Origin of the sequence: Natronococcus roseus (genome assembly GCF_043677095.1) — an archaeon.
GTDB classification, from domain to species: Archaea; Halobacteriota; Halobacteria; order Halobacteriales; family Natrialbaceae; genus Natronococcus; species Natronococcus roseus.
The window spans coordinates 401,049-412,388 of sequence record NZ_JBHLJR010000002.1; the positions used below are offsets into that span (position 1 = coordinate 401,049).

General features: G+C 67.0%; 8 protein-coding genes. 6 read left to right on the forward strand and 2 right to left on the reverse strand.

Features of this window, described 5'->3' with window-relative positions; translation table 11 throughout:
- The first annotated feature begins 21 nt into the window (after positions 1-21).
- Positions 22-1,572 (forward strand): outer membrane protein assembly factor BamB family protein, encoded by a 1,551-nt coding sequence (locus ACFEMD_RS06585; RefSeq protein WP_394740182.1) that lies wholly within the window; start codon positions 22-24, stop codon positions 1,570-1,572.
- A gap of 299 nt (positions 1,573-1,871) precedes the next feature.
- On the opposite strand, the gene ACFEMD_RS06590 is transcribed toward ACFEMD_RS06585, so the two are convergent.
- On the reverse strand, positions 1,872-2,546 hold the full coding sequence (locus tag ACFEMD_RS06590) for a helix-turn-helix domain-containing protein (protein ID WP_005558310.1): 675 nt from the start codon (positions 2,544-2,546) through the stop codon (positions 1,872-1,874).
- Between the two features lie 871 nt (positions 2,547-3,417).
- On the opposite strand from ACFEMD_RS06590, the gene ACFEMD_RS06595 reads away from it, so the two are divergent.
- The 5 genes from ACFEMD_RS06595 (at position 3,418) to ACFEMD_RS06615 (ending at position 10,000) form a co-directional block, all read left to right on the forward strand.
- Positions 3,418-3,705 carry an HPr family phosphocarrier protein gene (locus ACFEMD_RS06595; protein WP_394740184.1) on the forward strand — a complete coding sequence of 96 codons (288 nt, stop codon included), beginning with the start codon at positions 3,418-3,420 and terminating at the stop codon, positions 3,703-3,705.
- A 2-nt stretch (positions 3,706-3,707) separates the two neighbouring features.
- On the forward strand, positions 3,708-5,408 hold the full coding sequence (ptsP, locus tag ACFEMD_RS06600) for a phosphoenolpyruvate--protein phosphotransferase (RefSeq protein WP_394740185.1): 1,701 nt from the start codon (positions 3,708-3,710) through the stop codon (positions 5,406-5,408).
- Between the two features lie 259 nt (positions 5,409-5,667).
- Entirely contained in the window at positions 5,668-7,509 is a 1,842-nt protein-coding gene (locus ACFEMD_RS06605; protein ID WP_394740186.1) for an outer membrane protein assembly factor BamB family protein, read from the forward strand.
- A 179-nt stretch (positions 7,510-7,688) separates the two neighbouring features.
- Positions 7,689-8,504 carry a hypothetical protein gene (locus tag ACFEMD_RS06610; protein ID WP_394740188.1) on the forward strand — a complete coding sequence of 272 codons (816 nt, stop codon included), beginning with the start codon at positions 7,689-7,691 and terminating at the stop codon, positions 8,502-8,504.
- A gap of 101 nt (positions 8,505-8,605) precedes the next feature.
- The gene (locus tag ACFEMD_RS06615) at positions 8,606-10,000 is read left to right on the forward strand and encodes a hypothetical protein (RefSeq protein WP_394740190.1); all 1,395 of its coding nucleotides are present in this window, start codon (positions 8,606-8,608) and stop codon (positions 9,998-10,000) included.
- A gap of 8 nt (positions 10,001-10,008) precedes the next feature.
- Here the strand turns inward: ACFEMD_RS06615 and ACFEMD_RS06620 are convergent, their stop codons facing one another.
- Positions 10,009-11,274: a carboxypeptidase-like regulatory domain-containing protein gene (locus ACFEMD_RS06620; RefSeq protein WP_394740191.1), complete on the reverse strand. Its 1,266-nt coding sequence runs from the start codon at positions 11,272-11,274 to the stop codon at positions 10,009-10,011.
- Between the last annotated feature and the right edge of the window lie 66 nt (positions 11,275-11,340).

Below are 11,340 nucleotides of genomic sequence, written 5' to 3' on the forward strand. Positions count from 1 at the left end.
CCGCTCCGGATTCGAACGGGTATGGAAAACTGGAACCGGCGATCCGTGCTCGCGACCGGCGCGATCATCGCGGTCGGAACGGGTGTCGCGACGGCGAAGCCCAAACGTACCGACGACCTACCGACGATGGGGGAAAGCGACGGCTGGTCGTCGGTCGATGGCGGTCCCGGGAACGCCCGTCGCGCGGACGCGAACGCACTCGAGGCGCCAGACACCGTCGCCTGGCGGGACGAGGGAGGCGGCGAACCCGCCGTTGTCGATGGAACCGTCTACCTCGCTGGCGACGAGGTTCGCGCGCTCGATGCGGCCGACGGCTCGCTCGAGTGGGAGACGGCGATCGGCGGGCAGAGTCCGACCGTGACCGTCGCGGACGACACCGTCTACGTCGGCGGCGAGGAACTGGTCGCACTCGAAGCGGAAACGGGGAGCAAGGAGTGGTCGACGACGGTGGGCGACAACTCGGTATCGGCACCGCTCGTCGCGTTCGGGACCGCGTACGTCCTTTCGGAGGGAGCGTTGTACGCGTTCGATTCGACCGACGGCTCGCTTCGCTGGGAGCGCGAGTCCGTCGACGTCGACGGCTACGGCGGCGGACCGATGGCGTTCCAGACCCACCAGAGCCAGGTCGTCGCGACGGACGACGCGGTCTGGGCGGTCCTCGAGGGAGCCGGGCAGGACGGGCTGGTCGAACTCGAGCCCGCGACGGGCGAGACGCGATGGAGCGGCCCCGTCGACGCCGGCACGGGTAGTCTCGCAGCTGCCGACGGAACGCTTCTCGTTCAGAACAACAGCCTCGAGAGCGTCTACACGTTCGACGCGGAGCAACGAGAGACCGAGGAGAAGCTCAGCGACGCCTACGTGCTGTCGATCGACGACGGCGTGGCGGTCACGCAGGGGCGGTACGATCTCCAGGCCGTCGCGCTCGACGACTCCGGGCGGACGACCGGGTGGACCCACAGCGGGTCGTACACGTACGGGCTCCCGGTGATCGTCGGCGACACCGTCGTCGTCACACACTCGAGCCCGGATCCCGAAGCCGACGACGACGCGATCCTCGGCCTCGACCTCGAGGACGGCAGCGAGAGCTGGGCGTACGAGTTCGATGACGACGAGCGCTGGACCGACGGCGCCGACGCCGGGTTTCTCGCGGTCGAGAACGGGACGGTTTACGCACAGCGGGGGCAGGATCTCGTCGCGATCCGACCGACCGACTGGGAGGAGAGCGGCGACGACGAGGAGGGCGACGAAACTGACGACGGGAACGACACGAACGGCGACGACGAGGAGTACGAACCGGACGAGGACGACGGCAACGACTCCGAGGGGAACGAAAGTACCGGCAACGAGTCCGACAGCAATCAGTCGGATGGCGACGAGAACGGTGGGCTCGAGGATGACGATGGTAGTGACGACGGCAATGGCGACGATGCGAGCAACGAGACCAGTGAGGACGACGGCGACGACGCCGACGGGATGCCCGGATTCACGGCCGGTGCCGGGATCGCCGGCGGCGCGCTCGGTCTCGAGTGGCTGCGCCGGCGCGCAAACGTAGAGAACGATCTCGAGGGCTGATCACGGAGTCTCCGTCTCGGGCGCGACGGTTCGCTAATCGGACGGAATTAACTCGGCCGGTCGGAACGTGTTCGGCTCGGAGAGCGTCACGATCGTGTGTCCCGTCTCGGTGAAGTGATCGATCGTTTCACGCGTTCGCTCCTCTTTCGGCTGTCTCTCTGCGCTGCGAATCTCCCAGTTACAGTTCAGACACCGCTTTTGCATTGTCCGCGGTAAGCGGGGCTATCGAAATCAGTTCTCGGGTTCCATTTGCAGGGTTGCCGACTCCGAGTGAACGCGGGACCTCGATCCGCCGGCGGTTAGTCCGAGAGCGTCGACGAGGGCGTGGGCTCTGCTTCCTCCGTCGTGACGTCGAGCTCCGAGGTAACCAGCGACCGGTACGCGCGGCGGAGTCGCTCGGAGAGCGCCTGGTGGGAGACCTCGAGCTCCTCGGAGAGCTCCTGCATCGAAACCTCCCGCGGGATCTCGAAGTAGCCGTGGTTCGCGGCCGCGACCAGGGTCTCGTACTGTCGCTCCGTGAGCCCCGCCTGCGAGCGGTTGCCGTTATCCGTTTCGTAGAGACGGATGATTGTCGGCTCGAGCTCGCGATCCTCCAGTTCGTCGTAGATCGAACTCGCGTCGCTTCGATCTTGGACTCGAATGTTGAGGACCCACGAGCCGTCGACGGCCGAGGCGTCGAGGATGGTGCCGTCTTCCTCGAGAACCAGCTCGAAGAGGTCGGTAGTCTCCGAACTGAACCGAACGTTGTACAGCCACTCCTCCTCGCTGCCGTTGATTAGCGTGTACTCCTCGATCGGCGAGGCCGCCTCGAGGCCCGCCTCGAGCTCCGATCGCGATGCTCCGGAAAGCCACAGGTCGTATCCGTTCGAGACGATAGCGGCCTCCGCTTCGCAGGTGAGCGACGGGACGGCGTCGAACAGTTCCGCCAGTCCGGTCCCATCGCCCGAAATCTCGAGGTTGACGATCGAGGTCATGAGTTGATTCTACCAAGAGTGTGAACCGGCATAGTCCCGTTTCCAAACTAATTGGGAGCCGTAGTAGAGAATGTATTATTATAGTATGAATGCCGTACTGGGTATTTGAGAAGATCGGTACCGGCACTGACTCGACCCCTTGTTTCAGGTCACACTGGAAGCGTCTCGAGCCCTCTCGGGTTCGATTTGGTGCGTCGTATGCTGTGAAGCACCACCTCTCACACAAATTATGTGCTCTAAGGGTTACGATGGCGCTGATGAGCGGGATTCGATCGGACCGGGACGGCCGAACGAGCGCTCCCGCGTCGGGGGCGTCGCCGAACCGGGTCTTCGGCTCGGGGCCGGCCCTCGGTTTCCTTTCGGTAGCGTGGCCCGATTCGATCCGTCACCGCGACTCCGTGCGGTCGTTCCGACGGTCGGATTACCACCTGCTGATAGCCCAGTTCGGCAGGAAGAAGACGACTACTGCCGCCACGAACAGGAAGCCTGCCGCGAGAACTGCGAGCATATCCCATCCAACAACGTGTCCGGAAACCAGTACGTCTTTCGCTCGGACGAACCGACGAACGCGGCTACCGGTCGAGTCCGTCGCGGGTGGTTCGGTACGAGATGGGTACGGACGATACTGTTTAACCCGACTGCGTACTCCGTTCCATCGAATGCGACAACCAACCGAGATACCGTTCGTACGGGGCGAGGGGATGCCCACCGTCAGACACGATCACGGGCCCGACGCGTTCGACGACGTTCCGAAGCGGCCGAATCCGCGAACGGTCCTCGAGAGAGGGACTCGCGATGCAACAGTCCGGTCGACGCGTCCCGGCACGGAGACCTCGGTTCGGGGTCGGGCCGTGTCGAGGGAGGTGTCGACATGAGCAGCGAACGCACCGTGACGATCGTCCCCGAGGCGGGACTGCACGCCCGTCCGGCCGCGAAGTTCGTCCAAACGGTCAACGAGCATGACTCGGACGTGCAGGTCGCGTACGGCGACGACGACCCGATTTCCGCGGGCAGCATGATCGCGGTGACGAGCCTCGGCGCCGAATCCGGCGAGGACGTTCGGCTCGTCGCCGACGGTCCCGACGAGGAGGCGACGCTGGACGCCCTCGAGCGCGTCCTGACCACACCCGAGGACGAACTCGCCGGCGCCGAGGAGTGACGATGGCCGAACGCACGCTCACCGGCACCGGCGCGACGCCGCGCTCGGGCGTCGGGACCGTCGTCTGGTACAGCCCGGACGCCGACCTGCCGGATCCCGAGGACGAGACCGTCGATCCCGAGGCCGAACGCCGGCGGTTCGCGGACGCACGCGAGACCGCTCGGACCGAGCTGGAGGCCGAACGCGAACGCACCGCCGAGCGCGTCGGCGAGCAGGAAGCCGAGGTCTTCGACGCACACCGCCAGTTCCTCGCGGACCCGCAGATCGAGGACGGCGTCGAGAGCGCGATCGAGGACGGACTCCCCGTCGAGCACGCCGTCCAGCGGGCGTTCGCCGATCCGATCGAGCAGTTCGAGGGGATGGGCGGACGTACGGCGGAGCGAGCCGACGACCTCCGGGACCTCCGGGATCGACTCGTTCGGATCCTCGCCGGGGACGATCGGGTCGACCTCGGCGAGCTACCCGAGGGTTCGGTCGTCCTCGCCGAGCGACTCACGCCGAGCGATACCGCCCGGCTGGATCCCGATCGGGTCGCCGGCTTCGCCACCGTGACCGGGGGACGAACTTCTCACGCCGCGATCTTCGCCCGATCGCTGGCGCTCCCGGCCGTGGTCGGCGTCGGCGACGACCTGCGCGACGTCGCCGAGGGAGCAACGGTCGTCGTCGACGGCGAGACGGGCGAACTGGTCGTCGGCCCGAGCGACGAGCGCCGCGAGGCCGCACGCGCCACCCGCGACGTCGAGATCCGCGAGGAACCGGTGACGACCGCCGACGGCGTCGACATCGAGGTCGCCGCGAACGTCGGTCGGCCGACCGAACTCGAGGCGGCGAAAGCCCGGGGCGCCGACGGCGTCGGACTCTATCGAACCGAGTTCCTCTTCCTCGATCGCGACGCACCCCCCGACGAGGACGAGCAGTACGAGACGTACCGCGAGGCCCTCGAGACGTTCCCGGAGGGCCGCGTCGTCGTTCGAACGCTCGATATCGGCGGCGACAAACCGATCCCCTACCTCGAGCTGCCCGACGAGGAGAACCCGTTTCTCGGGGAGCGCGGCATCCGACGCTCGCTCGGCCCGGACGCGGACCTCTTCGAGACGCAGCTCCGGGCGCTGCTCCGGGCGGCCGTCGACGGGGAGGGACGGCTGGCGATCATGTTCCCCCTCGTCGCGACGCCCGAGGAGCTGACCGACGCGCTCGAGACCGTGAGCGCGGTCGCCGACGCGCTCGACGAGGAGGGCGTCGACTACGCGATCCCCGAACTCGGCGTCATGATCGAGACCCCCGGCGCCGTCTTCACCGCACCCGAACTCGCCGCGCAGGTCGACTTTCTTAGCATCGGGACGAACGACCTCACCCAGTACGTTATGGCCGCAGCGCGCGAGAACGAGCGCGTCGCCGAGCTCCGGGAGCCGCGCCACCCCGCCGTGTTGCGAGCTATCGCCCGAGCCGTCGAGGCGGCCCACGAGCACGACGCCTGGGTCGGCATGTGCGGGGAGATGGCCGGCGATCCCGAGCTGACCGAGCTCCTCGTCGGGCTGGGACTGGACGAACTCAGCATGAGCGCGGTCACCGTCCCGGAGGTCAAAGCCGCGGTCCGGGAGGTCGACACCGAGGACGCGGCCGAGCGCGCGTCGGGCGCGCTCGAGGCGGCGACCAGCGTACAGGCTATCAAACGTATCGAATCCGGCGCCACGAACCGGTGACGTTCGTTGCGGTCACGTCCCGTCCGACGTCCAACCAGTGTCGCACGTCCGCGGCCGCTTCTCGAGTCCGGGCTGTAGTAGCCTGCAGGCGATGTCCCGGCAACTCGATCGCCATCTCTCGTTTTCACGATCCAACCCTCGGTCCCGGAAAGCGACGTGTCTCCCTTCGATTCTACCGATTTGCTGCATCGGCCGAGGTTCAAGTACGATAATGATGTATAGCCTGAAAGTATTTGTAGACTACATAATATGAGAGCGTATGAGCGATTGGAGCCGGCGATCGGTACTGACGACGGTTGCGGCGCTCTCGGCGGGGACGGTCGCGTCCGCGGGAGCCGTCGGCGTCGATCAGGGGGAAAAACTCCCGAATCCCGATCTCGAGGCGACCCCGAATTCGGACGCGAGCTGGCCGTCACACCGCGGCGGCGCCGGACACGCCAGGTTCGTCGCGGACGGCCCCGAGTTCGAGGGCGGGACGCTCGAGGCGGCGTGGTCGATCGACCACCACGACGAGGTCGCCGTCGCCGACGGGACCGTGTACGCGACGATCGACGACGGCGTCGTCGCGCTCGACGCCGCGGACGGGGCACTGGTCTGGGAGAACCCCGACGTCGCGGCGACCGCGCCCTCGGTCGACGGCGAGCGGGTGCTTCTCACCGGAGCGGAGGTCGTCGCGCTGGACCGATCGAACGGGCGGGTACGCTGGCGAACGGATTTCGGGACGGACGAGGCGGCCGCCTGGCAGACGGTCGCGTACGGCGGCGTCTACGTCGTCGTCAACGAGGTGCTGTACGCGCTCGAGCCCGAGGACGGCTCGGTCCGGTGGGACGTCGCCTCGATCGACGAGGACGGCGACGGGAGCGGGTTCGTCGCCGGAACCGCGGCGGCGAACGGCGTCGTCTACGCCGCGACCGAAAGGACGATGCTCGCGTACGATCCCGACACCGGCGAGGAGATCTGGCGCCGCGAGTCCGACGGCTCCGCTCGCGGCTCGACGATCCAGGCGAACGCGACCGCCGTCGTCTCCGCAGCCGGTTCGGACGGCGACCGGCGACGGTACGACGCGCGGACGGGCTCGGTTCTCGGTACGAGGACGGCAGAATCCGACGACAAGGTCGCGCTCGGCGAGTCGGTAGCCGTCACCCGGACGGACGACGCGTACCGCGGCCGCTCGCTCGAGGACGACGGGACCGTGTGGACCCTCGAGGCCGACGACACCTACGGCTCGGCCGCTGTTGGCGGCGATACCGCGTACGTCGCGATCGCTGCGGACGGCGAGGAGGGACGACGACGGCTCCTTGCGCTGGACTCGAGTGACGGCGGCGAACGGTGGTCGGTCGCGGACGACGAGGTACCGATCGGACCGATCCAGGCCCTCACCGAGGACGCGATCTACGTCGACAGCGACGGCGAACTCGTCGCGCTTCGAGGGCGATCCGCGGCTGACGATGACGGTCGGGACGACGATGGCGACAACAGCGATGACGACGAGAGACGGGACCGCGACGACAGCGACGATGGCGAGGACGACGCGGACTCCGGCGACCGGGACCGCGACGACGGGAGCGAACACCAGCCCGATGACAGCGAGGAGACGAACGGCGATTCCGACGACGAAGAGGCGAACGGCGACTCCGGTGACGACGAGGGGACGGACGGCGAATCGGACCAGGAAGAGACGACGGACGAAGACGGGAGCGACGGCGATACCGACGATAGTGACGAGACAGTCGGCGATAGCGACGACGAGACGGCGGTCGACGACAACGAGACCGACGGCGACGACGATCGAGACGACGGAACGGAGACAAACGAGACCGACGACGGAGCCGACGGAAGCGAGGACGACGGGAGCGAAGCCGAATCCGAGTCGACGGACGAAGGCGGGAACGACGGCAACGGTATCTCCGAGTCCGACGGGGACGACTCGGACGACACAGCCGAACCCGCTTCGAACGGAAACGGAGCCAACGCCGACGACCTCGAGGACGACGCCGAGGGAATGCCGGGGTTCACCGCGGGGGCCGGAATCGCGGGCGGCGCGCTCGGCCTCGAGTGGCTTCGCCGTCGTGCGGGTGCTGACGACGAACTCGAGGGCTGACCGGTCGGGCTCGAGCGCACCCTGTGGTCGAATCCTCGACGAACCCCTGAGGGGACTCCCTCTCGAGTTCGACGTGTGCCGGAGACGGACCCTAAACGAGGCGAGGCGGGCCGAACGTGGTGGTTCGGACGCTGCTTGCTCCTCAAGACTTTTGCCGGTGTGCGGACGAACGGCGCGTGATGAGTGAGTCGCCGCTTCGGCGAGGGTATCGGACGTTCCGACGCGACGGACTGCGGTGGCTGTCGGTCCGCGGGCTCGGCTACGCGGTGTTCGGACGGGAGGGCTGTCCCGAACCGGTCCGCTGGCGACTCGGACGTCGGTACTACAGACGAGCGATGTCGTTCGACACCGACGAGTACGCCGCGCCGCTCGACCCGTTCGAGATCACGTACGTCGACCCGTCGCGCATCACGCACACGACGATGCGCGAGTACCCACCCTGGGGGAGCAAGGAGCGACTGTTCGGCGCCGTCGAAGACGGCGACTGGGACCGACCCGATCCGGACGCAAAGCTCCCCTACGAGTTCTGCGAGCGGCCGATCTACCAGATCTTCCACGCTCGGTTCGAGGAGGGGAAGGCGTGGGCGGAGATCGACGGGATTCAGCGCCGGCTGCGGTCCGTCGAGGAGGGGAAGTCGACGTGGCGGAACTGCACCTCCCGCGAGGACGTGTTCCGACGGTGTGCGTACTGCGACGCGCTCTACGAGAGCCTCCGGGCCGAGGGCTGTCGAACCCAGCGCGAGCTCGGTCCGCGCGACCGAGAACCGGGGTTCATGCCGGCGATGGGCGAGGAGATCCTCGTCGATATCGGCCGGAACGGCGAGTTGCTCCACGTCGGCGGCATGCACCGGCTCGCGATCGCCAAACTCCTGGATCTCTCCGAGATCCCCGTCGCCGTCCTCGTTCGCCACGCCGAGTGGATGGCGTACCGTGATCGGGTCTACGAGCGCGGTCGCGCCTCCGACCATCCTGATCTGGAATCGCTCGCGAGGTAGCGACGATACCTGAGAAGCGGCGTCCGTCCCCGGATCCCACTCCGCGGGCGATCCGCCGCCGGACCGAGGTATTTTCCTTCCGGCGCGTTCCCATTGAATCGATGGAGTATCAAGCGGTCCACGAGCGGTTTCTCGAGCTGGAGGCCGAGCTCGACCTGTTCTCCCGTCGGATCGACGGCGTCCCGTTCTGGGAACGGGTCCGCTTCGAGGTCCACAAGACGGTCGTCCGCGAGACGACCGCCTTCGGGCAGGCCCACGCCGACGTCGGGCTACAGCACGGCCGCCTTCGAAAGCTCTCCGGACTCGTGCGCAACCTCTTCGTTCGCAACCCCTACCTCTCGCCGCAGCGAGAGATCGCCGTTCTCGGGCACGGCCGCCGGAAGCAACGCGAGGACGGCCAGTGGTGGGATCTCTACACCGATCCGATCCTCGAGGCGCTCGAGCTCGACTCCGTCAGCCTCGAGAAGCCCCACCAGCACACCCACCGCAAGCCGGCCAAAACGGAGTCGCTCCGGTACCTCGATCTGGTCAAGTACGGCGGGGATCTCCGCCGGAAGGTCGCCGCGCCGACGGTACTGACCGACGGCGACGAGCGGTTCCTCGAGGACGTCGCGGACGCGTTCGAAGCCGAACTGGGCGTCGACCTCGATCTCGCCGAGCGGGTTCGAAACGAGCTGGTGACGCGACGCTGTCGGCGCCCGCTCTACCGTCGGCTGTTCGAGCGGATCGATCCCGACCTCGTCCTCGTCGTCGTCAGCTACGTCAGAGAGACCGCGATCGAGGTCTGCAAGGAGCTCTCGATCCCGGTCGCCGAACTCCAACACGGCGTGATCAGCCCCTACCACGCCGGGTACGCATTCCCCGGCGAGCGTCCGAAGACGACGTTTCCCGACTACGTCCTCACGTTCGGCGAGTTCTGGGGACGAACGGTCGAGTTCCCGATTCCCGAGGAACGGTGCTACCCCGTCGGCTACCCGTACCTCGAGGCGCAGGCGACGGAGTACGACGAGCGGACCGAGGACCAGCTCCTGTTCGTTTCCCAGGGGACGATCGGGGCGGAGCTCTCCCGGTTCGCGGTCGAACTCGAGGCGCTGGTCGACGACGACGTCGTCTACAAGCTCCACCCCGGCGAGTACGACCGCTGGCGCGAGGACTACCCGTGGCTGGTCGACTCCGACGTCGACGTCGTCGCCGACGCCGACCTCTACGAGCTGTTCGCTCGCTCCCGCGCGCAGGTCGGCGTCTACTCGACGGCGATCTACGAGGGGCTGTACTTCGGGCTCGAGACGTACCTGCTCGACTGTGCCGGCGTCAGCCAGTTATGGCCGCTCGTCGAGGAGGGAGCCGCCACGGTCGTCGACTCCCCGTCCGAGCTCGCGGATCGGCTCGCCGTCGACGCCTCGAGCCCGACCGTGGACGTCGAGCGGTTCTTCGAACCGAACGCGATCGACAACGTCGCGAGCGCGCTCGAGCGGATTCGACGCGAGACGCGGTAGGCGCCGCATTACTCGACGTCGAGCCGCAGCTCGTACGATTCGAGTTCGGCACAGATGCGGCTCCCGGCGTTGAACGAGCGCTCCTCTCCCGGCTCGAGGTCGACGTCGAACGAGCTCGATTCCGTCTGTGCCCCGTCGACATCTGTTACACCGGCGCCATACATCACGATCTCGATGAGTCCCGTTATCTGTTCATCGGAGTCGTTTACCGTGTCGGCGCTGACGCGACACTCCGACTCGTCGAACTCGTGGTCCTCGACCACGAAGACTCCCTCCGCCTCCGGGGTCGTCGTGATCTCCCCGTCGACGGCGCCGTCCTCGTGGTCGACCTCCTGGGCGTTCCACAGTTCGAGCGTGATCCGCGTCGCCTCGGTACACGGATCGAGATCCTCGAACTGCGCCGAAAGATCCCTGCTACTGTCCGCGTCGATGCTCTGGGGAGAGGCGGTTTCGGCTACCACGTCGGCGCCGTCGTAGGCGGTGAACCTGTAATCGAACTGTAAGTAGCCCTCGTCGGCGTCCTCGCGGGAGATCGGGACACCCACTCTACAGCCCCGAACGCCGTATCCGTCGTACGTCTCGAACTCCGATACCTCGAGTGGCGTTTCGTTCACGATCTCGGTTTCGTACCCCTCGGCCTCGAGTTCGACCGTGAGTTCGGTCTCGCCGTCGTGGACGTGCTCGACCGTCGCCGAGTCGTAGTCGGGATGGTCGACCGTGATCGTGTACTCGTTTTCGTAGATCGGCGTCGAGGCGACGCCGTCCTCGTCGGTCTCCGTATCGAACTCGAGGGGGATGTCGGCCTCGTGTGGCTCGCCCTCGCCGTCGATCTCGGCCCCTGAAACCGGTTCGTCCGCCGTGTCGGTGACTCGAATAGTGATCTCGGCGGTCGGCGGCTCCTCGGCGTCGCTGCCGTCCGTGTCTTCGTCGTCCGTCTCCTCGCTGTCCTCGTCGTCTGTCCCCTCGTCGTCTCCGTCTTCGCCATCCGTCGCCTCACCGTCCGCCTCTTCGCCATCCGCCTCCTGGCTGTCCTCGTCTTCGTCGCCCGCCTCCTCGTCGTCGTCAATATCCCCGTCCGTCCCGTCGTCCGCCTCGTCCTCGCTCGACTCGGTCCCGCCGTCCGCTGGTTCCTCGTCGGATTCCGACTCCCCATTGTTGGCGGTCCCGTCGGTCTCGTCCGCCGTGTCGTCCTCGGACCCGTCGTCCTCCGTACACCCGGCGAGGACACTCCCCGTACCGACGCTGACTCCGGCGATGAACGTCCGTCGCTCCATAGCGATTATCGACAAACCCCGTCCTAAAGTCTACTCATTGATGTGTCGGCTCAGTTGGAAGCGATG